We start from the raw sequence: 18,405 nt of genomic DNA, 5'->3' as shown, positions 1-18,405 counted from the left end.
GCGATGATCTCAACCCCCAGACACTTGCTGGTGCGGACTCAGAGTTCGCTGTAGTACTTGGCGGACGCCGAAATGATCCGTGCGATGCGGTCGCCTTCCTTGGCCCAGGCGTGATGCTCGGGTTGGGAGATGAACGCTGGTTCCTCGCGGCCATGTATGAGGACGGTGCCGATACGACGGGGTTCGGTGTCGGCGAAGTCGACGAGGATCGTGTCGGCCACGGTCGCCCAAACGAAGTTGACGCGTTGGTCGTCGATGGTGGCCTGGCCCAGGGGGACGAGGGTCGTGTTCACCGGGCGCGGCTCGATGGCCGCGGAGGCGACGGCCGCGTTCCAAATCGCGTGAACTTCGTCTTTGGCTGCGGCACGGAGCTCGGGCGACCATTCAGCTCGATACAGATGCAGGCGCGGGACGTCGGTATGCAGTTCGACCAGGTACCCGAGCTCGTGGACCGGGGTCGGTTCGATTCGCGTCAACCATGCGGTCGCGCCGAGCACTTCGGCTTCGACGGTGACCTCGATGATTCTGTGCTGCAAGCGGAAGCGCCCGATGGCGATCCTGCCGCGGGCATGTTCAACACCGTCCATAACGAGCTCCTTCGCTTCCAGTCGCCGCGCCGAACGCGTGCCCGGGTTCATGAGCCCGTCCTCCAGCGCCTGGACCAAAGCCCGATGAGGTTCACGAGCAGTGCATCCAGATGCTGTTGGTCGTGCAGATCCTCGTAGCGGGGTTGGGGATCGAGCCGTGCGGCGCCGTCGAGGCGGTAGGCGGCCGCGTATCGGTGGCCGTTGTCGAGGAAGTCGATGGCGACCGCGTCCCCGCGCCCGGGCCAGAGCACGGCTGCCGGGCGCGCAGCGATCGTGACTTCGCCGAGCCGCTGGAACAGGTCCGTGGTGTGTTCCTGGCTGCTTCTCCTCATGAGCTCCCCCTTTCGCATGGTGCGGTGGACGGAAACCCGGAGCCCACCAGTGCTCCCTAGCTACCGGGCTCCGCCCACCGCCGCGCCGTGCACAGCGCGTACGTTCATAGAACCGTGAAAACCCATGGGACACGAGAGCATCGGGTAGGCATCCTGTATGCATCACGGTTGCACCACCGGCCCCCACCTGGGGTAACATCGGGCTCCCTACCAAGCGCGGAGGCGTACACATGGGACGGAAACGCGACGGTCTCGCGCGAAGGCGATCAGCGGTCGGCTACTCGCAAGAACGCCTCGCCCACGAACTCGGCGTTGAAAAGTCAACGGGCGATGGGAAGCGGGGAAGTCCGACCCGCAACCGTGCATGCGACCAGACCTCGCGGCAGCACTGAAGATCACCGAGGAAGCCCTGCAGGACCTGCTCTTCTCCGCCGCAGCGGGGCTCACCGAGATGGCCGGATGGATGGCCCACGACGCCGGCGACGACACCACCGCCGAACAGCACTTCCGCCGCGCTCTCGAACTCGCCTCAGTCAGCGGCGACCATCAACTGACCGCCCACATCTACGCCAGCCTCGCCCACCTGTCACTCAGCCGGGGCGATAGCCGCCGAGCCGCCGCGTACGGACAAGCCGGAGGCAAGACCATCACGAAGTGGCACTCGCACACCGCGATACGAGCCCGACTCCACGCCATGCTCGCCCGCAGCGCCGCCATGGCGGGCAACCGTACCGCCTGCTGGGAACACCTACGCGCCGCAGAGACCCTGGTAGCCGCGTCCGGTGGTATCGGTGAACCACTTTCGCCGTGGACCAGCGACTTCGACCACGGCTCCCTCGCCTCCGAAGCCGCCCGCTGCTTCCGCCAGCTCGGCGACCTCACCGAAGCCGAACGCCAAGCCCGACGCGTCATCGAGCACCGCCCGCCCTCCCGGGCGCGCAGCCGCGCCTTCGGGCAACTCGCCCTCGCCGACATCCATCTCGCCAGACGCGAACCCGAACCAGCCAGCCAACTCGCCACCGCCGTCCTGGCGGCTACGGGACAGCTCTCCTCCGCACTGGTGGCCGGGCAGCTCCACCGCATCGCCGACAAGCTTGCTCGGTTCCATGCAGCGCCCGATGTCGCTGACTTCCTCCAGCAACACCAGAGCGCGCTCGCCCGCACCTTGGAGCCCGGGAGTGCACATGACTGACTCAGCACCGCTGTGGGAACGGGACCCAGCCGCCTGGGAAGCCCACCTCGCCGAAGGCAACGCCACCCAAGCCCGCAAACGTGTCAGCGCCGACGTCCTCATCCGCGACCCCGCAGGCCGCATCCTCCTGGTCAAACCCACCTACAAACCCGGCTGGGACCTCCCCGGCGGCATGTGCGAAGCGAACGAATCCCCCGCCGACGCCGCCCGGCGCGAGATCAACGAAGAGCTCGGTATCGGCATCGAGATCGGCAGGCTCCTGTGCGTGGAATGGGTGCCCCCGCACGGCCCCTGGGACGACCTCCTCGCCTTTATCTTCGACGGCGGCCGGATTTCAACCGATGCCATCATTCACCTTGATGGCAAGGAAGTCGACCAATATTCGTTCTGCACTCTCACCGATGCGCAGCAACGACTCCGACCACGTGCACGCCCTCGACTCGCCTCCTCGCTCCAGGCCGCAGAACGATCACCGACTGCCGCGATCTATCTGCAGAACGGCAAGAACCCCGAACCCGCGCAGGCGTCGGATAGGTAGGGTTGTCTCGCGACTCCGCGTACCGAACCGGCATCGAGGCCGAGATCGCGCTGCAGCGCTTGCCCCGAATTTAAGAGGCTCAGTGAGTAGTTGGGTCGCTCATGATTCTCTCAAAAAATGCGTTGCACGCCTCTTCTTCCGAAGCGAACACTTCTTCATAAGCTCGTTCACCTCGTTGAGCATAGTAGATTGCCCAACCCTCCGGCCTCTCTTCGAGAGTGTATCTTTCCGATGGCAGACCGCCATCAAGCCAGTAAGTAGTCTCATTTACACCTGCTTCTTGAAGCTTATGCGCGAGTTGTTCTTTCTTCATCATTCATCCCTATTCGTTGCCGTTATGATGGAGTTTCCGTCTGCATCCTTCTGAAGAAGTTCGAATGCTCGAGCCGGAAGCTGGTATTGCACTCCCATTCCTTCTGCGCCGAACCAGGGCGCAATAACCGATACCTTTACTCCGGGTAGATCCTCATTCAAAGTGAATGTGGTGTAGTTACTCTGTGCATTTGCCGGTGGCAATGCACGTTGTTCGTATGGCACGCCTACAGGAGAAACATAGTCGCCACCATCAGAACCATACCGGTCGAATGTAGTTCCTTTAGGCAGTGTAACAGTTGCAATTGGGCCGAGGGCTCCCGCTGGATGTGGCCAGTTTATCTGCGATGGATCGCCGCCTTCAATAGGTGGCGTGTCTCGATCTCCTCCTCCCTCATACGATGTCTGACTCCTCAGTTCATTTGTACTCATCCACTCTGCATGTAGCTCACCGATGTTTGAAAGATCCAAAGCCGAGACGACAACATCGGGAACGCCGTTGAGGTTCACCAGTCCGGAAGTCTCCCCGGTACTTGGAGTGGTTGGAAGGTTGCCACTGGGGTCGGAGGGCGCGCTCCCCGGCGTCGTGCCGTGTGGTTGGGCGGTGATGGCCAGCCTGGGTTTGGCTGCCTCGATGGCTTTCATGGTTGAGGCGTGGAGGCTCGTGATGCCCATCGGTGGGGGGCCGCTGCCGCCGATGGGGCGGTTAGAGCCGCTTGGCGGGTCGGCGGAGGTTCCGCCGGGGGTTCTTCGGAAGAGGCCGGTGGCGGCGATGAGGGCGGCGAAAAGGAGTAGTCGGCGCATGAGTGGGGTGGGTCCTGTCCGTCTCGGAGGTCGGGAGGGCTCGGGCTCGGGGTTATTCGGCGAGGAGCGCTTGGAGGCTGGTGAAGCTGGCGACGAGGGCGGAGCCAACGTTGAAGGCGAGGCTGGTGATGGCGAAGATCCGCCCGCCGGCTTCGGCAGCGCAGATCGGGATGCCGATCCCGGCGCTGGCGGCGATGATCGCGAGCCAGATCGGGGTCTTGAAGAAGATCCAGGTCAGCAGCTCGGCGATCAGGTCGCGGACGAGTTCGTAGGCGAGCTGCACGATGGTCGCCGCGCCGTTGGTCGCCGAGGCCATCGCGTCGAACATGAACCCGGTGGCGTCGATCGCGTTGATGTAGGCGGTGTGGAGCATCCGGTAAGACTCGGCGGCCTGGCCTTGCCATTCGGCGGTCGCGTCCTCCATGAGCGTCCACATTTCCCCGGCCATCGCGTGCGACTCGACGGCCATGTTCGTCCAGGTCTCGGCATGCGCCAGCAGGATGTCAGGCTCGCCGGTGAGCTCTTGGAGGAGGTCGCGGATCGGCCCGCACTGCTCCATGAGGAACGAGAGGCCCGAGGACACGAGCGACCCGAAGGGGTCGAATCCCCAGGAGGCGACTTCGAAGCCCGCGCCGACTCCAGCGAGGGTCGCGGCGACCCAGGACTTGGATTCGATGGCGGCCGCGATGTCGGCTCCGGCGTCGGCGGGACCGAAGCCGGACCAGGGCTGGTGCGTCGAGTTGGTGGGGGTGGTGGCGATGAGGCTGTTGTCGGACATCAGAACTCGCCTTCCAAAGCGCTGAGCTCGCTTGCGGCGTCCGCGTCGGCGGCGTCGTATTCGTCGGCGCAGCCGTTGAGGGCCTGGATGTAGCTTTCGAGGACTTCGACGTTGAGCGGAGTGAGCTGAGAGGCCAGATCGTATTTCTCGTCGAGGAGCGGTTCCATCCAGGAGGTCAGCAGCCCGAACGCCCCTTCGGTGGAGGTGGTGGACTGGGCGGCCTGCGCGAGCGCGGCGAACCGATCTCGGAACGCCGCGAGACGATCGGCGTAGGCGCGCAGGGCTTCAGGGTCGACGTCGTAGCCGCCGAACCCGCCCCGGGTGAGGTGGACGCTCTCGTAGGCGTAGGCTCCCTCGTCACTCATGGCCGGGTCTCCTCGTCGTTGTCGAGGCCCAGGCGCCTGTCGATGCCGTCCAGGACTGCTTTGCCAGCTTCGGAGTCCGATCCGATGGTGTCGGCGATGACCTCGCGGGTGCGTTCTGCCAGGAGGGTCTTCGCGGCGTCGACCGCGGCGAGGATCGCCAGGGACGAGTCCGCAGGGTGCAGGGATTGCACTTTTCCCGACAGGCGCAGGTCGATGAGGGCACCTGAGGAGTTGACCGTGGCTTCGGCGACGCCGTTCTCGTCTTGGGCGGTGGCTTGGAGGGCGCCGAGCTGTTCGGCCATCTCCTTGGTCTTGGACGTGGTCTGCTCAAGGCGCGACTGGAGCTCAGCGAGCCGGGCGTGGGCGGCCTCGGCGCTGAACTGGCGCTGCGGATTCGAGGGGTCGCCAAAGGCTGCGAGCGGGGAGGGATCTGACATTGCTATTCCGTTCTGACCGTGGGGCTTCGGTTATGAGGAGACTACTGTGCCGCCGCAAGTTTGGGGGTACATGTCTTGCATGACGAGATGCGAGAGGGTTTGGGAGCATTGCGGGTCGTGCCCGCCCGCGTGAGTTTGCGACGGAGCGGACGGGCACGCGTTCCGGGGAGATGGTGCGGCTTACGCATAGGGGTCTTCGTGCTCGTTCTTGGGCGAAGCGCCCTCGGCTCGCCCATTTGGGCGCGGTGCGCCGGGACCCCGTTCAGCCGCACAAGGATCCCGCGGAGGACTCATCCTTGCGAGACTGCGAGCCGCTCAATGACCTTGGTGAGCAGCTGGCTCTGAGTACCGATGGTCCAGCTAGGGTGCGATCCCACATGCCCAGCAGAGTCCCAGGTGTAGGACCAGATGCGGACCAAGGAGGCGTCGCCGAGTGTAAAGACGACCGCCGACTCCTCGTCGCGAACCGCGCATCGCTGCGCTTCTTCCAGCGCAGCTGCGATCTCGGGCGGCCAGGACGGGTCCATCTCGATTTCGCCGAGGTCGAGCGGAGCACAGTCGGCAAGCCCGTTGAGATAGCCTGAGCCCTCTTGGAGCGCATCGGGTCCCCAAGGCCACGGGGTAACACTCAAACCCGTGGCCAGGCCTTCCATCGTTCTTGGTTGCTCGGGAACGTCATCATTCTGGACTTCGACGGCCCATGATGTCGAACAGTGCAGCTCATCGATGTCCCCTGTTGTCCACCGCGAAGTGTCTGCGCTGACTGGCGGCGAAGGCGCATAGCGGATCCAGTCGACTTCGCCTTCCATGAATCCCGGCAGATCTACTGTGGCAGCATCCGAGCACCAGGCATCGTCGGTTTCATCCGTCCATTTCGATGGGGTGTTCACACTGCCGATCTGCTCTATCAGCTGCGTGTTAGCGGCCCCGGTGGGGTCCAGCTGCGTGGCGTATACCGCCGCCGCCCGGTGTTCGAGGTATGCACGTTCAGACCCCGGCACCGTGCGATCCGCAGCGACGTACTCGGCCTCCGGATCGAGCCGGATCTCGATGTCGATCTCCACTTGCTCGCCGAACCTGGCCAGCAGCACCTTCGACTTGACCGCCTTCGATATCCGAAATTCCGGAAACGTCTCCGGAATGACGCAGAATCCGCCGTTGTCAGAGAGGTATCGCGAGTCGCCGAGGAAACCCCTGTCGAACAGGGCGCACTCGCCGCCGGTCCAGGGGCTGTCGAGTTCCTGGTAAGGACCGAAGTCGGTGTCGAACTCACTGCGGGACACGCGAACCTCGTATGTCCAAGCACCGACCGCCCCGCCCGTTCCCGGTTTGAAGGATGTCGAGCAGCCTCGGCTGGATTCGCTCACCTCGGCCTCGACATCGATGCCATCGAGAAGCTCCACCAGACCATCGGCGCAAGCAAAAGAACCAGGAGCAGTGGAGAACACCGGTGAGTAGGCCCGCAGGTCGATCCGGGCGTCACGCCATGCTGTAAGCGCGGTGGCGATCAGGACCAGTATGATCGCGCCCGCGGCAATGAGCGCCCACCGCTTCCGACTGCGCGACGACGGTGCTGGGCTCGCCCCGGTCGTTCGGCTCACGGTTCAGTTCCCGCCTTCATAGTTCTCGCCACCGGGGATCTCGTCCTCGCTGCGTGCACTCTCCCCGGTGAGCGAGTACGGGTCTGTTGCGGCGAACTGGTGGTCTTCCCAGTCGACGTCATCGTCGTTGTCCGGGCCGCGCGAGTCGCCGGTGTACGCCGTGTCCCCAACTGTGGGAACCCAATCTGGGCCCATCATGTCGGAGTACTGACCGAGGCTGGTGACATGACCTTCAAATTCGTCAGCCGCACGAACCACAGCCTCAAGGAAATACTCCAGCGTCTCGGCGGGATCGGTGATAGCGAAGAATGCCTTGAGCCCGAGCCAGCCCAGCTCCTCCTTGAAGTCACCGAGGTGGTCATCGCAAGCGGCGCGGACACCCGTGAGGAGGCTGTCGATCGAACTGCAATAGTCCTTGGTCGCCGCGGCATGGGCGGCTGCCGTCGTCTGGAGCTCCGCAAGGTACTTCCTCAACCCCGAGCTAGCCCCATCGCCCACATAGGTGCTGAAGGCCGTTGCATCACCGGTCGTCCAAGAGCTCAGCAGGTCCTCGTATGGCGAGCTTGCTCCAAAGACATGGGTGAACGGCGTCCCGGAAGCCCCCAACTGTTCGATGGTCTTGGCGCGTTCTGTGAGGACATTGGTGTCCATCACAGCGAACCATTGAACGATGGCTCCTGGGTACTGATCTTCCTCGTATCCCAGTTCCGACGCCCAGCCGTCGGCTTCGGAGAGGTCGTCTTCGTGCCCGTCCTGGAAGTCCTTCACCACGTTGTCGGCCATAGGGTCACCATTCCCGATCGTTGTAGTCGATCTCGCTGTTCTGTGCCGCGATCTCGGAGGCGGAGGCGTCGTCCGCGTCGCGCCAACTCTGCGCCACCGCTTTCAGATCATCGGCGAGGCGTTCAAGCTCGTCGTAAGCGCGCTCCAGATCCATGACACGGCCGCGAACGCCCATGTTCCACTCCTGGGCCATCGCATGCGCCCACGGAGAGATACCTGAATCCCCAGGAGAGGCACCGAGGTCGACGCCAGGCGGCGGCCCGGCCTCTGCTGACCAGCTGACTTGGCCGAGATCAAGGAGTTCCCCGGCGAACTCGGTGCCGTCTGAGACCGCAGGGATCGTTCCGACCGGAGCTGCGGGATAGTCGCCACCAGCGAGGCCGCCCGACGTCATCGGTTCACCATCAAAGTTCGAGCGGTATTCGCGCAGTACAAGTGCCATATTGGCGCACCAGTCCGCGAAGGCATCGATCTTGTCGGGGTCGACGTCTGCCATGGTCAGCCTCCGTTTCGTCGTGCTGCGGCCAGGTCCCGCATTGCTTCAGCCTTCTGCACCTGAGCCGCAGTGAATGCCGAGTTGTATGCGGTGAGGAACTCCCGCTCGAGCACATCCCGGATGTCGTAACCGGCTGGATGGATCTCGCACGAGCGCAGTTCAAGGTTCGGCCCGATGTCGATGGCTATGGCACCGCTGCCCGACTCGAATCGGAACCCAGGAAAGGCTTCGGCGCGCGCGGCGCGGCTCTCCGCGACCTTCGCTCGGGCGCGGCTTGCCCATGCTCCGATGGCGGCAGCCAGATCAGGGGCGGTCATCGGGCCGCCCTCTGTTCTCTGATGAGCCGGAGGGTGGTGCGCTGCGCGGTCTGTCGCATCTGTTCCAGCAAGGTCGCCGCTTTCTCGGCGATCTCCTGCTCTTGCTCGAAGACCGCTTCCGGCAGGCTGAAACGAGTGAGTCTGCCGGTCAACGACATTGTGGCGGAAACCGTCGGCGGCTGCGTGCTGCCGCGGAACTCGACAGTTTCCAGGTATGTGGCGAGATCAGCGATCTCGTGGGCTGGAGCGGTGTCAGGGTCGGTGACGCTGACGATGCGGGTGGAGGTCATTCTGTCTTCTCTGTTCAGGGGTTTCACAGCGTTCGACTGGGCGCTGCCGATGAGAAGGGTTCCATGCCCGCCCGGCGTGAGTTTGCGACGGAGCCGGGCGGGCACAGCTTGGATGCCGGGGGGTATGGCTGCGCCCCACGAGCAGGTATTCGCTACGCGTAGGGGTCGTTGTCCTCGTCGGGAGCTCGGCCCCACACGTCTTCGTCCTCAGTGAGCCAGGTACCGGTGTTCTGTTCCTCGTCTTCGAGGTTGCCACCAGCGCCGCGGCCGCCCATCATGCCGCCGCCCGCGCCGCGACCGCCGAGGCCCTTCGCGCCGGGTCCACCGGGTCGGGCGCCTGCGCCTCGGCCACCGGTCGCTCCAGCTCCTCGGCCGCCTGCACCGCCGCCCGTCATGCCGCTCATGCCGCCGCCCATGCGGCCGCCGCCGGGGCGGCGTCCGGCTCCGGCGCCTCGGGCTCCGCCGATACCGCCGGCGCCGATCATGCCGCCGCCCGCACCGAGGCCGGTCGCACCGCCGCCGCCGAGACCGGAGCCGCCGCCGAGGCCGCCTCCTGCTCCCGGGGTGAGCGTCGAGGCGCCCAGGCCGCCGCCTCCGGAGGCGAGACCGCCGGAGACGTCGTCGGGGTCGTCGCCCGCGGTGTCCCAGGGGTTGGGCTCGTCCAGGCCGCTGTCGCCGCCCGTGTAGTCGCCGCCAGTGCCGAAATCCGATCCGGAGCCGCCGCTGGGCGAGAGCGGCTGGAGTTCAGCGGGCGGGGTCATGTTCGAACTGCCGCCACTCCCCGAGATGTCGGGCGCGCCGCCGTAGGAGCCGGAGTCGAGCCCGCCTGAGGGGTTGAGGTCGGTGTCGTTGTTGTTGAACGTCGTCTGTTCAGCGGGTTCGTAGTCGGGTTGGATGGACGAGACTTCGGTGCTGGCGTTGTATTGGCGGTCGATGATCTCGCCGTTGACTTCGGCCGCTCGGCCCTGGTAGTCGGCTTGGCCGTCGGTGCCGAGCGCGCTGGCTTCGTTGTCGGCGTCTTCCTGGGCGCGGGTGGTCGCGTTCTCGACCGCCTCGGCCTCGGTCATCCCGGCGGCGATGTTCTCCTCGTAGTACATGTTGTAGTTCTGCTCTTGGTGTTCGCGGACATCGTCGATGACCGAGGGGTCGAACCCGGCCGCTTCGAGCGCGTTCGCGGTCTCGTCGTCGGCGTGGACTTCGCAGGAGGGGAAGAACGGCGGCCGGATGTGGATCTTGTGCGAGCAGCCGGCGGCGTCCTCGAGCCAGAACTTCGGGGCTGGGTAGACGATCGCCTGCTCGCCCTGCTGGGAATAGATCGCATCCGACTTCGTCTTGAGCACCCCGATGATCCCATCGGCATCGGACTCGCCGATATCGGTGATCAGGGTCTTGACGTTGAGGAGGACGGTCGAGACTTCTTCCTCGAACGCGTCGTAGTCCGTACCGGTCCAGTCGTTGGCAAGATCAGCGAGGCCGGTTTCGAGCGCGCTGCCGACCTCTCGGAGCGGGTCGACCAAGTTCTTCCAGCGATCGGCGATGGTGTCCAGGGCGTATTCCCTGGCATCTGCTGGGCGGATAGATTCGACGATCGAGTTAATGTCCTGGTCGTTCGGCAGTAGGACGTCATCGCGTGCCGTGGTCATCGATCCGATCTGCTCAGCCTTGGGCACAGCGGACATGAGGTTGACCCAGGCAGGTTCGGCGGGGTCCTGTTCGTGGTTCGGGCAGTCCCCGTGCCCGCAGGAAGCATTCACCAGTAGCTGCTGGCCGCCTTGGTCAGCGATTGAACCTGCGCTGGTTTCGCCGTAGGGAGTCGCGGTGAACCCGGTTTCCTCGCCTGCCATGGCTACTGCTCGCTTTCGATCTTCGAGAGGATTTCCGCTTGAACCTGCGGCATGTATTCATTCGCGACCCATTCGACCAACGCCGCGTCGGTGAACGGGTAGGCCGCATCCTGGTCGTTGCTCAAACCAGGGTCGGGGGTGTAGTACATCGAGATGTAGAGAATCCAGTCGCCCGAGCGGCCGAACGTATCCACGTAGACATACGGGTCGTGATCACCCGCTTCGTAGAAGCTCTCATCCCAGCTGCCACCGAGCTCGCCAGTGGCGATATTCGACAGTTCGGTGCCCTCGCTAGCCATGCTGTCTTCACGGCGTTTAAGGCGTTCGGCATAGTTCTCGGCGGCGATGTCAGCGCTTTCCCATGGGACCACACCCATCTGCACCGTCGCGCTTCCCGAGTGCTCGCCAGCAAAGCTGCCGGAGCCGACTGTGGCAGCAGGAAGCGTGAAGCTCCCCGAGCAGGTGAGTGCTTCGCCGTCGAGGCCCTCGCCCATGGCGGCGTCGATGAGGCCGTCGCCGCCGATGGCGGTGACGCCGAGGTAGTCCTGGAGCGGTTGCAGGTCGTCGAGGGCCCAGCAGCCCTTCCAGTCCTCCATCACCGCGACCGTTCCAGTCCCGGTCTCCGGCTCGCTGCCTTCACTGGAGTTCGAGCCGCCGGGGCTCTCGCTGCCCGCGCAGCCGGTGAGCAGCAGCGCGACGGCTCCGGCAGCGGCCGTTGCCTGGATCAGGGTCGACTTGCGAATCATGGTGTGGCCCTTCACTATGGCAGCAGCTGCGCGGGTTCGATGTTGTTGTTCACGGTGCTCATGTCGGTGACGGCGAGTTCGTCGGACTCGTCGGAGAGGTCGCCGGAGGTGTTGAGGGTGTCGATGATCCCGATCAGGGCACCGCGAAGCGCCTGGAGGTTGTTCCAGGCGCCTTCGTGGAAGGCGGTGTAGTTCTCGCGGGCAGTGTCGGCGCCGTCCATCGTGCCGAAAGCGGGGAGCCTGCCAAGTTCGTTGCCGTTCTCGAGCTTGGGGATGACCTCGGTTTCGAGGCGTTCGAGCTGCGCTTGGACGATGTCTCGATAGGCGCGCAGAGCGTCCGAATCCAGCTGTCGTGCCACGGGTGGGGTTCCTCCGGGTATGGACAGAATTAGGGAGCGAGGCTTATAGTAATCGCTCGCCACCAATCCGTGTGTCCCAAGGGTTCCGCTTCAGTCACCGGTTCGCTGCGATCGGCGTTCCTCGACGGCGCGGAGGGCGGCGTCCAGGCGCGGGTGCGCTTTGCGGTAGTGGTGCATGGTCTCGGAGCCCAGGTGGAGCTGCTTCGCGGCGGTGAGGATCGGCGTCCCGGATTCGAGCAGTTCGGCGGCCTGGTCGAGCAGCTCAGGGTTCCAGCCGCGGTTTCGGTAACGCTGCGCGGCCTCGCGCATAGCCGCGTCGAGCCCGGGTTGGGTCTTGCGGGCGCGGTCGAGGCGGGACTTGGGCACGCTCAGTGTCGCGGCGGTGGCTTTCACGCTCTGGCCTTCCCCGATGAGGCGGATGGCTTCCTCGATCATGTCGGGGGTCTCGGTACGTCGCCTGGGCCTTTCGGCGGCGGCTTCGAGGGCCGCATCGAGCCCGGGGATGCTCGCCCCGGTAGCGGCGGATCGTCTCGATGACGACGCCGGTCTGCTTGGCGGCCTGGCGGATCGAAGCGCCATCCTCGATCAGGCGGGCGACCTCGTCGAGCCGGGTGAAATCGAACTTGCGCGGGTAGGAGCGTCGCAGCGCTGCGGTGATCGCCTGGTCCAGACGCGGGTGGTCGAGGCGGTAGCGGAAGAGGGTCTCGTAGGAGATTCCCAGCGCCCGCGCGGTCGGGCGAATCTTCCCGCCTTCCTCGATCTTGACCGCGGCCCGGTCGAACAGCTCGGCGTCGAAACTGCGGCGTCGATGGCGCTGGGCCGCCGCTTTCAGGGCGGCCTGCAGCCGGGGATGCTCGGCACCGAAGCGGCGAAGCGTCTGCGGGTTCAGCCCGGTCTGCTTGGCCGCTTCGTTGATGGTCGATCCCTCCTCGAGCAGGCCGGCGGCGTGGTCGAGCACGTCCGTGCCCGGCACCGGAGCGGCGCGGCGCTGGCCGGCTGCGGCCATCGCCGCGTCGAGGCCGGGGTGGTCGGCTCGGGCGCGTTCCAGGGCTGATGGGGTGATGTTGTATCGGGCGCAGGTGGTCTTGATGGGTGTGCCCGCGTCCAGGGACTCGATCACGCGGGCGATCAGGAGCGGGGAGGGCCGGTAGCGCGGCACGATAGGACGGTGTCAACACCAAAGGGGAAAGCCCCCGCACCGGGAATTCACAGAGCCCCGCCTGACCTGCTCAGTCCTCACTGTCGTTGCCCGCCTGAACCGCAACGCAATCGAACGTGCCAACCGCAAGGCGACCGCCCGCTACATCGAGATCTTCATCGACGGCCTAGCCGCCCGAAAGCAGGCTGGAGGTACGGCAGGGGGTACCGCGATTCGTGCAGCCTGTTGCATCGCCGGGAATCGTTGCAGCTCATACAGTTCCGGGCATGAGAAAGCACAAGATCCCCGCCGCGGTCGCGGCCCTCGGCCTCGTCGGCGTCCTCGGTGCGGCGGAGGCCGCCGCGGCTCACCCGAGCCGATCCGAGGCCGGCGACATCGACACGGCGCTCCTCGAAGCGAAGTTCGCCGACTTCGCCGCACTCGCGGGCGGCTCCGTGCTCGCCGAAGTGCGCGACGGCGACGACACCTGGACCGGAGCGGCCGGGTTGCGGAGCCTCGACGAGGGCGCGGACCCCGCCGAGCCGGATGACCGCGTCCGCATCGGCAGCACCACCAAGTCCATGACCGCCGCGATCGTCCTCCAGCTCGCGGGCGAAGGCGAGCTCGACCTCGACGACCCCATCGGCGGCCATCTGCCCGGCCTCCTCCCCTACGAGGAAGATCCGACGATCCGCCAGCTCCTCCAGCACACCAGCGGCGTTCCCGACCTCCTGCCCGCCCTCTACCCGGGCCTCGGCCACGGCGACTTCACCGACCTCTACGCCGGATACCGGACCCATTACGAGCCTGAGGAACTCATCGCCATCGGCACCGAGCAGCCGCTGCAGTTCAAGCCGGGCACGGACTGGGCCTACTCCAACACCGGCTACATGGTCCTCGGCCTGCTCATCGAGGAGCGCACCGGCGACAGCCTCCGGCACGCGTTCGAGGAGCGCATCTTCGAGCCCGCCGGACTCGACGACACGTACTTCCCCCGCGACGACACCTCCGGCATCCGCGGCCCTCATGCGGTCCCGTACGTCACCACCGGCGATCCCGACCGGCCGTACTTCGACACGACCAAGCTGTCCAACACGCAGCTGTGGGCCGGAGGCGGCGTGATCTCCACAGTGGGTGACCTGAATGCGTTCTACGACGCGCTGGCCGACGGCACCCTGCTCGCCCCTGCGCTGTTCGCGGACGCCACCGATTTCATCGGGACCGGCGGCAGCATGGACTACGGGCTCGGCATGTTCGCGCTCAAGCCCGGATGCGCCGAGGACCCCGGCGCGGTCTTCTTCGGCCACGAAGGCGACGGCCTCGGCCACCAGACCCAATCGTTCCACTCCCTCGACGGCGAACGCCGGATCACGCTGGCCTGGAGCATCGACGACAAGGCCGGTTACGGCGACGAGGACGCATTCGACGCCGCCCTGACCGACCTCATGCAGGCCGGACTCTGCGGCTGACTTGCCAAACCATCGTGAAGCGCCGGATTCATTGCCGTCCTGGATGATCCGTGATGAACCGCACAATAGGCAACATCCCGATCGCCATCGGGGGTCTTCGACGACGGGCGCCGTCGGCGCCCGTCGAACGAAGGGAGCCCAGCTCTTGAAAACGATGATGTCCGCCCGAGGCCGCGTCCGATCCGCGCTGCGCGGAGCGCTCTACGCCATGGCCGCCACGGCGGTCGCCGTGTTGGGCCTGCAGTCGCCGAGCATGGCCGACGAGAGCTGGTTCGGCAACTGCTCCGAGGCGTCGGTGAGCTGCCAGACCGGTGTCGCGGTCTCCGGGCCGCAGGGCGAGTGCGTCACGGCCAGCGACTATCGCCACAGCACGGTCGCATGCGTCGTCTACGAAGGCGACTACGTCTATGTCAAGGACGCCAGCGCCGACACGTACGCCGCGATCGCGTCGGTCTGGTCCGACAACACCTCGTCCCTCCGCATGTGCCGCAACAACCTCGGCAGCGGCAAATGGGCCCGGTGCGACTTCGACTGGCCCGAGTCCGGCGGCCATCACGTCGAGGCCGGGTACAAGGAAAGCAGCAGCAGCATGAACACCATGCTGCTCTGGCGTTGGTCCGGCAAGTAGCGCGATGAGGCCCTTGCCGCCAGTGGGCGGTAAGGGCCTCTTACTTGATTCCTGTGCGAACCCGCCGCACCGCGGTCCACTCGGACTGCCGGATACGAGCCCGGTCAGGATCCGCGGGGCGTTCTGCGAACGGCGCGAGCGCTTCGGCCACTGCCTCCGACCGTGGCAGTACATCGATCCTCTGCTCCCCTTTATGGCTCCACTCAGGGCACATCCATCCCTCGGGCTTCTCGGATTCCACCGTCACCTCACCGACCAGCCGGTGGGTGGCCGCCTCGAAGACCTCGAACGATAGTCCACGAGGTATGCGGGCACGACCTGGGAGACTTCGCCGACGCCCCAAGCGTTGTCGGTGTAAGCGCAGTCGGCGACCTTGTCCGCCGCGTCGCCCGCGCCGCAGGCGATGAGCACCGCCTTCTCCGGATTCGAGGACAAGCCCTGTTCGGCCAGCGTGTTGGTCACATCGAGGGCCAGCCAGGTTTCGGTCCACAGCTGTATGGGATGCGGTCCTTCGCGTTCGTATTGCGGAGACTCCCCGAACGTCATCGACGGGTCGACGCAGAACAATTCGAGGTCATCGGCATCCTCCGGCAGCGGAAACGGGTCGAGCATGAACGCCCACGCGATCAGCGCGGCCAGCGCTGCTGCGCCCACGCCGCCGAATCCGATCCGCCGCCGCAGCGGGTACGGCTCGAAGTCGCGATCCGCCAAGGCCCGGCGCCCCAGGCCGGGAGGGGTCCCGCGTTGGCATTGCGGCGCTCAGCGGAGCGACGGACCCCGGCTGGTAGCGGGGACGGTCTAGAGAGTGCGGCGCATGCAGGTGCGGGGCCAGCGGTCGAGGCCGTGGGCGGCTTCCTGGTCGCGGATCTTGCGGAGGCCCGGAGTCAGGCTTGCATCAGGGATCGGTTCGAATCCGCAACGGGCGTAGTAAGGGGCGTTCCAGGCGACTTCGGTGAAGGTCGTGAGCGTCAGCGCCGCAATGCCTTCGGCGGCGGCATGTTCGGCGGCGTGCTCGATGAGGCGGCGACCGATGCCGTGGCGCGCCCACTTGGGGTGCACCGACACCTGCTCGATGTGCAGGGCGTCGTCCACCGGCTCGGCGATGAGGTAGGCGACCGGCTGGCCGTCGTCATCGACCGCGACCCAGGCCAGACCCGAGCGCTGGAAACCTGCCAGCTCGTCCAGGCTGAGCGGTTCATCCTCGGCGATCTCGGACATCCCGATGGGCCGGAAGCATTCGCCGGCGGCGCGTTCGATGTCTTGGCAGCGAGGCAGGTCTGCAATGGAGGCCGGTCGGATGCGCATTGGGTCAGTGTGCCCGATCGGCGCACGTGGAGGATGAGGGCACCGATCGCAAAATCAAAGGCGGACACGCTGCAACCCGCGGCGGTCCCGGTTCCGTAGAAACGGGGACAGAGACGCGACGAAGGGCCCCCATGACTCCACAGCAGGAACGCGAATTCCGCGAGTACGTCCAGGCGCGTCGGTCAGGCCTGCTCCGAACCGCGTACCTCATGTGCGGCGATTGGCACCGGTCCGAAGACGCCGTGCAGAGCTCGATGATCAAGCTCTACGCGGCGTGGTCGAGGACCAATCTGGAAACGGCCGACGCCTACACGCGGCGGATCGTCACCAACACCTTGATCGACGAGTCCCGGCGCGGCTGGTTCCGCCGCGAGCGCTCCTATTCGGAACTGCCCGACGGCATCGCCGACGGGACCGGTCCCGAGGAACGCCTCGCCGCCGTCTCCGCTCTCGCCAAGCTGCCACCCAGGCAGCGGGCCACCCTGGTGCTCCGCTATTGGGAGGACCTGCCGGTCGATGAAACGGCGCGGATCATGCGCTGTTCGGTCGGCACCGTCAAGAGCCAGACCGCGCGGGGGCTGCAGACGCTGCGCGACCTGTATGAGAAGTCGAATCTCGCAGGCCAAGGAGCCGAATCATGAACCCAGACGACATGCGCGGGTTGTTCAACGAAGCGCTCGCCGGAGCCGATCCGGTCCCGGCTTCGAGCACCGACGACATAGTGACCGCCGGGCGGCGCCGGGTGCTGCGCCGACGTGCGGCGATCGGGACCGGCGCGGTTGCGGGGCTCGCGGCGCTCGCCGCGGCCGTGGCGATCCCGATGGGGCTCGCGGGCGGTGCGGCCCCGATCGACACCGCCGGGCCGGGCACCCGGGAAGAGGAGGCAGAGGCCCCGGACGTGAACACGTGCGAGGCCCCCGCCGACCAGAGCGACGAGCAACTGGCCATCGCCGCGATATACGACCAGGCGCTGGAGACGGCGATGACCGCGATCGGCGCGAGCCTCGGCGGCTACTGCGGTGAGGGCGAGCCCGAATACGGCGGCTTCTCTTTCGACGCCGAAGCCGGCGGTTACCGCTACGAAGCGTTCGCGATCTTCTCCGACTCGGGCGAGCACGCGATCCTGCGGGTCGAGGTCTTGGAGCCGAACGAGAACCCGGGCGCGGAGCGCATGGAGGGTCTCGCCGGTTGCGGCGGCGCAGACGTGGAGTGCACCTGGGACGAACCCGAGGATACCGAGCCGCTGCTGCTGGTCGAGGAGACTCGGACGGTGGTCGTGGACGCGGAGGAGAACCCCGAGGGCGATCAGGTTCCGGTGCAGGCCGCCCTGCTCGAGCTCGATGACCGCGTCATCGTCCATGTCGAGCTCGAAGAGGCGCTCAGGACGGGCACGCTCAGCACCACGCCCCAGCAGCTCGCCGACATCGCGCGGGCGATCCCGGTCGGACAGGAGGCCTCGGAGACCGAAGAGGACGGCATCGAGAGCTACACGCTGCCCGACGACGCCGCCCTGGCCGAGGCTCTCGTCGACGGCATCGCGGAGCAGTTCCCCGGCGCCACGGTCCCTCCGGCCACCGAAGTCGAGTTCGCCGGGCAGGAGCAGACCGAGGCTTACGAGGAGGGCTACCGCTACGGCAATGACAACACCCGGATCGCCTACGCCGACGCGACGGTAAACGAACAGCAGGTCAGGTTCTTCCTGCAGGTGACCCCGCTCGAATCCCCCGGTGACGGCGGCGCGTCGCAGGGACCGGCGGAGCACTACGCGAACTGCGACTACTTCGAGTGCGATTACTCCCAGCTGAACGACTCGACCGGCCTGGTGCACCGCACCTCGGTGGACGTCCGCCCGGGCCCGACCTCGATCGAACACCGCGCGGCCGACGGCTGGGTGGTGGGGGTCGGAGCCGAATCGCTTGGTACGACCGAACCCCCTTCGATCGGCTTCGAGGCGCTCGACAAGATCGTGAACGCCATCCGCTGATCGCCTGGAATCCGAACGGGCCCTTGCCGATGGCGAGGGCCCGTGTCCCGGCATCGGGCCATATACGCGCGGGGGGGGGATTTGCAGGTGCGCAGCACGG

At 66.1% G+C, this 18,405-nt stretch carries 25 protein-coding genes; 7 read left to right on the top strand and 18 right to left on the bottom strand.

The genetic code is table 11. The features are described 5' to 3' along the window. Nucleotides 1-38: 38 nt before the first annotated feature. A complete protein-coding gene (locus O1R50_RS03480) occupies nt 39-587 on the bottom strand; it encodes a hypothetical protein (RefSeq protein WP_270108474.1) in 549 nt (182 codons plus the stop codon). Between the two features lie 47 nt (nt 588-634). Continuing rightward, the gene (locus tag O1R50_RS03475; RefSeq protein WP_270108473.1) at nt 635-919 is read right to left on the bottom strand and encodes a hypothetical protein; all 285 of its coding nucleotides are present in this window, start codon (nt 917-919) and stop codon (nt 635-637) included. A 364-nt stretch (nt 920-1,283) separates the two neighbouring features. Between O1R50_RS03475 and O1R50_RS03470 the strand changes: the two genes are divergently transcribed. Continuing rightward, nucleotides 1,284-2,111 carry a tetratricopeptide repeat protein gene (locus O1R50_RS03470; protein ID WP_270108472.1) on the top strand — a complete coding sequence of 276 codons (828 nt, stop codon included), beginning with the start codon at nt 1,284-1,286 and terminating at the stop codon, nt 2,109-2,111. Continuing rightward, on the top strand, nt 2,104-2,649 hold the full coding sequence (locus O1R50_RS03465) for an NUDIX domain-containing protein (RefSeq protein WP_270108471.1): 546 nt from the start codon (nt 2,104-2,106) through the stop codon (nt 2,647-2,649). Before O1R50_RS03470 ends, O1R50_RS03465 begins: the two co-directional genes overlap by 8 nt. A 79-nt stretch (nt 2,650-2,728) precedes the next feature. Here O1R50_RS03465 and O1R50_RS03460 read toward each other — a convergent pair whose 3' ends face one another. The 14 genes from O1R50_RS03460 to O1R50_RS03395 all read right to left on the bottom strand — a co-directional run bounded on the left by O1R50_RS03460 (nt 2,729) and on the right by O1R50_RS03395 (nt 12,216). After that, a complete protein-coding gene (locus O1R50_RS03460) occupies nt 2,729-2,965 on the bottom strand; it encodes a hypothetical protein (protein ID WP_270108470.1) in 237 nt (78 codons plus the stop codon). Continuing rightward, entirely contained in the window at nt 2,962-3,606 is a 645-nt protein-coding gene (locus O1R50_RS03455) for a TNT domain-containing protein (RefSeq protein WP_270108469.1), read from the bottom strand. Before O1R50_RS03455 ends, O1R50_RS03460 begins: the two co-directional genes overlap by 4 nt. Before the next feature lie 211 nt (nt 3,607-3,817). Further along, on the bottom strand, nt 3,818-4,543 hold the full coding sequence (locus O1R50_RS03450) for a WXG100 family type VII secretion target (protein WP_270108468.1): 726 nt from the start codon (nt 4,541-4,543) through the stop codon (nt 3,818-3,820). Beyond that, nucleotides 4,543-4,908: a hypothetical protein gene (locus O1R50_RS03445; RefSeq protein ID WP_270108467.1), complete on the bottom strand. Its 366-nt coding sequence runs from the start codon at nt 4,906-4,908 to the stop codon at nt 4,543-4,545. The genes O1R50_RS03450 and O1R50_RS03445 overlap by 1 nt, the downstream gene beginning before the upstream one ends. Then, nucleotides 4,905-5,345, bottom strand: coding sequence for a YbaB/EbfC family nucleoid-associated protein (locus O1R50_RS03440; protein ID WP_270108466.1), 441 nt, complete (start codon nt 5,343-5,345; stop codon nt 4,905-4,907). Before O1R50_RS03440 ends, O1R50_RS03445 begins: the two co-directional genes overlap by 4 nt. Before the next feature lie 290 nt (nt 5,346-5,635). After that, on the bottom strand, nt 5,636-6,946 hold the full coding sequence (locus tag O1R50_RS03435) for a hypothetical protein (RefSeq protein ID WP_270108465.1): 1,311 nt from the start codon (nt 6,944-6,946) through the stop codon (nt 5,636-5,638). A gap of 3 nt (nt 6,947-6,949) precedes the next feature. Further along, on the bottom strand, nt 6,950-7,729 hold the full coding sequence (locus tag O1R50_RS03430) for a hypothetical protein (protein WP_270108464.1): 780 nt from the start codon (nt 7,727-7,729) through the stop codon (nt 6,950-6,952). A 4-nt stretch (nt 7,730-7,733) separates the two neighbouring features. Further along, nucleotides 7,734-8,225, bottom strand: a complete 492-nt coding sequence (locus O1R50_RS03425) for a hypothetical protein (protein ID WP_270108463.1) — start codon at nt 8,223-8,225, stop codon at nt 7,734-7,736. A 2-nt stretch (nt 8,226-8,227) separates the two neighbouring features. Beyond that, nucleotides 8,228-8,542: a YbaB/EbfC family nucleoid-associated protein gene (locus tag O1R50_RS03420; RefSeq protein ID WP_270108462.1), complete on the bottom strand. Its 315-nt coding sequence runs from the start codon at nt 8,540-8,542 to the stop codon at nt 8,228-8,230. Then, nucleotides 8,539-8,832, bottom strand: a complete 294-nt coding sequence (locus O1R50_RS03415) for a hypothetical protein (RefSeq protein ID WP_270108461.1) — start codon at nt 8,830-8,832, stop codon at nt 8,539-8,541. Before O1R50_RS03415 ends, O1R50_RS03420 begins: the two co-directional genes overlap by 4 nt. A gap of 152 nt (nt 8,833-8,984) precedes the next feature. Beyond that, on the bottom strand, nt 8,985-10,511 hold the full coding sequence (locus O1R50_RS03410) for a hypothetical protein (protein ID WP_270108460.1): 1,527 nt from the start codon (nt 10,509-10,511) through the stop codon (nt 8,985-8,987). A gap of 167 nt (nt 10,512-10,678) precedes the next feature. Next, complete coding sequence (locus O1R50_RS03405; RefSeq protein WP_270108459.1) at nt 10,679-11,422, bottom strand: hypothetical protein; 744 nt, start codon at nt 11,420-11,422, stop codon at nt 10,679-10,681. 14 nt (nt 11,423-11,436) lie between these two features. After that, nucleotides 11,437-11,781, bottom strand: a complete 345-nt coding sequence (locus O1R50_RS03400) for a hypothetical protein (protein ID WP_270108457.1) — start codon at nt 11,779-11,781, stop codon at nt 11,437-11,439. Nucleotides 11,782-11,871: 90 nt separating this feature from the next. Further along, complete coding sequence (locus O1R50_RS03395) at nt 11,872-12,216, bottom strand: hypothetical protein (RefSeq protein WP_270108456.1); 345 nt, start codon at nt 12,214-12,216, stop codon at nt 11,872-11,874. Here O1R50_RS03395 and O1R50_RS03390 point away from each other — a divergent pair. The 3 genes from O1R50_RS03390 (at nt 12,200) to O1R50_RS03380 (ending at nt 15,016) form a co-directional block, all read left to right on the top strand. After that, nucleotides 12,200-12,835: a hypothetical protein gene (locus O1R50_RS03390; protein WP_270108455.1), complete on the top strand. Its 636-nt coding sequence runs from the start codon at nt 12,200-12,202 to the stop codon at nt 12,833-12,835. The genes O1R50_RS03395 and O1R50_RS03390 overlap by 17 nt on opposite strands. Nucleotides 12,836-13,206: 371 nt before the next feature. Continuing rightward, nucleotides 13,207-14,388 (top strand): serine hydrolase domain-containing protein, encoded by a 1,182-nt coding sequence (locus tag O1R50_RS03385; RefSeq protein ID WP_270108454.1) that lies wholly within the window; start codon nt 13,207-13,209, stop codon nt 14,386-14,388. Between the two features lie 145 nt (nt 14,389-14,533). Further along, a complete protein-coding gene (locus O1R50_RS03380) occupies nt 14,534-15,016 on the top strand; it encodes a hypothetical protein (RefSeq protein WP_270108453.1) in 483 nt (160 codons plus the stop codon). A 243-nt stretch (nt 15,017-15,259) separates the two neighbouring features. On the opposite strand, the gene O1R50_RS03375 is transcribed toward O1R50_RS03380, so the two are convergent. Further along, complete coding sequence (locus O1R50_RS03375) at nt 15,260-15,727, bottom strand: hypothetical protein (RefSeq protein WP_270108452.1); 468 nt, start codon at nt 15,725-15,727, stop codon at nt 15,260-15,262. A gap of 87 nt (nt 15,728-15,814) precedes the next feature. Then, nucleotides 15,815-16,321 carry a GNAT family N-acetyltransferase gene (locus O1R50_RS03370; protein WP_270108451.1) on the bottom strand — a complete coding sequence of 169 codons (507 nt, stop codon included), beginning with the start codon at nt 16,319-16,321 and terminating at the stop codon, nt 15,815-15,817. A gap of 131 nt (nt 16,322-16,452) precedes the next feature. On the opposite strand from O1R50_RS03370, the gene O1R50_RS03365 reads away from it, so the two are divergent. Both O1R50_RS03365 and O1R50_RS03360 read left to right on the top strand, forming a co-directional pair. Further along, nucleotides 16,453-16,962 carry a SigE family RNA polymerase sigma factor gene (locus O1R50_RS03365; protein WP_270108450.1) on the top strand — a complete coding sequence of 170 codons (510 nt, stop codon included), beginning with the start codon at nt 16,453-16,455 and terminating at the stop codon, nt 16,960-16,962. After that, complete coding sequence (locus O1R50_RS03360; RefSeq protein ID WP_270108449.1) at nt 16,959-18,305, top strand: hypothetical protein; 1,347 nt, start codon at nt 16,959-16,961, stop codon at nt 18,303-18,305. Before O1R50_RS03365 ends, O1R50_RS03360 begins: the two co-directional genes overlap by 4 nt. The last annotated feature ends 100 nt before the right edge of the window (nt 18,306-18,405 follow it).

The sequence above is a fragment of the Glycomyces luteolus genome, assembly GCF_027622875.1.
GTDB lineage: Bacteria > Actinomycetota > Actinomycetes > Mycobacteriales > Micromonosporaceae > Glycomyces > Glycomyces luteolus.
The sequence above is the reverse complement of the archived record's forward strand: the minus strand, read 5'-3'. Positions and strand labels throughout refer to the sequence as shown.

What these genes read in the sequence shown, in the direction of transcription:
- O1R50_RS03445 (WP_270108467.1), bottom strand. Translation starts at nt 4,908, where the DNA reads ATGAGTGACGAGGGAGCCTACGCCTACGAGAGCGTCCACCTCACCCGG.
- O1R50_RS03460 (WP_270108470.1), bottom strand. Translation starts at nt 2,965, where the DNA reads ATGATGAAGAAAGAACAACTCGCGCATAAGCTTCAAGAAGCAGGTGTA.
- O1R50_RS03365 (WP_270108450.1), top strand. Translation starts at nt 16,453, where the DNA reads ATGACTCCACAGCAGGAACGCGAATTCCGCGAGTACGTCCAGGCGCGT.
- O1R50_RS03360 (WP_270108449.1), top strand. Translation starts at nt 16,959, where the DNA reads ATGAACCCAGACGACATGCGCGGGTTGTTCAACGAAGCGCTCGCCGGA.
- O1R50_RS03425 (WP_270108463.1), bottom strand. Translation starts at nt 8,225, where the DNA reads ATGGCAGACGTCGACCCCGACAAGATCGATGCCTTCGCGGACTGGTGC.
- O1R50_RS03465 (WP_270108471.1), top strand. Translation starts at nt 2,104, where the DNA reads ATGACTGACTCAGCACCGCTGTGGGAACGGGACCCAGCCGCCTGGGAA.
- O1R50_RS03385 (WP_270108454.1), top strand. Translation starts at nt 13,207, where the DNA reads ATGAGAAAGCACAAGATCCCCGCCGCGGTCGCGGCCCTCGGCCTCGTC.
- O1R50_RS03450 (WP_270108468.1), bottom strand. Translation starts at nt 4,543, where the DNA reads ATGTCCGACAACAGCCTCATCGCCACCACCCCCACCAACTCGACGCAC.
- O1R50_RS03370 (WP_270108451.1), bottom strand. Translation starts at nt 16,321, where the DNA reads ATGCGCATCCGACCGGCCTCCATTGCAGACCTGCCTCGCTGCCAAGAC.
- O1R50_RS03395 (WP_270108456.1), bottom strand. Translation starts at nt 12,216, where the DNA reads ATGATCGAGGAAGCCATCCGCCTCATCGGGGAAGGCCAGAGCGTGAAA.
- O1R50_RS03475 (WP_270108473.1), bottom strand. Translation starts at nt 919, where the DNA reads ATGAGGAGAAGCAGCCAGGAACACACCACGGACCTGTTCCAGCGGCTC.
- O1R50_RS03430 (WP_270108464.1), bottom strand. Translation starts at nt 7,729, where the DNA reads ATGGCCGACAACGTGGTGAAGGACTTCCAGGACGGGCACGAAGACGAC.
- O1R50_RS03440 (WP_270108466.1), bottom strand. Translation starts at nt 5,345, where the DNA reads ATGTCAGATCCCTCCCCGCTCGCAGCCTTTGGCGACCCCTCGAATCCG.
- O1R50_RS03405 (WP_270108459.1), bottom strand. Translation starts at nt 11,422, where the DNA reads ATGATTCGCAAGTCGACCCTGATCCAGGCAACGGCCGCTGCCGGAGCC.
- O1R50_RS03415 (WP_270108461.1), bottom strand. Translation starts at nt 8,832, where the DNA reads ATGACCTCCACCCGCATCGTCAGCGTCACCGACCCTGACACCGCTCCA.
- O1R50_RS03455 (WP_270108469.1), bottom strand. Translation starts at nt 3,606, where the DNA reads ATGAAAGCCATCGAGGCAGCCAAACCCAGGCTGGCCATCACCGCCCAA.
- O1R50_RS03410 (WP_270108460.1), bottom strand. Translation starts at nt 10,511, where the DNA reads ATGTCCGCTGTGCCCAAGGCTGAGCAGATCGGATCGATGACCACGGCA.
- O1R50_RS03420 (WP_270108462.1), bottom strand. Translation starts at nt 8,542, where the DNA reads ATGACCGCCCCTGATCTGGCTGCCGCCATCGGAGCATGGGCAAGCCGC.
- O1R50_RS03470 (WP_270108472.1), top strand. Translation starts at nt 1,284, where the DNA reads ATGCGACCAGACCTCGCGGCAGCACTGAAGATCACCGAGGAAGCCCTG.
- O1R50_RS03390 (WP_270108455.1), top strand. Translation starts at nt 12,200, where the DNA reads ATGGCTTCCTCGATCATGTCGGGGGTCTCGGTACGTCGCCTGGGCCTT.
- O1R50_RS03480 (WP_270108474.1), bottom strand. Translation starts at nt 587, where the DNA reads ATGGACGGTGTTGAACATGCCCGCGGCAGGATCGCCATCGGGCGCTTC.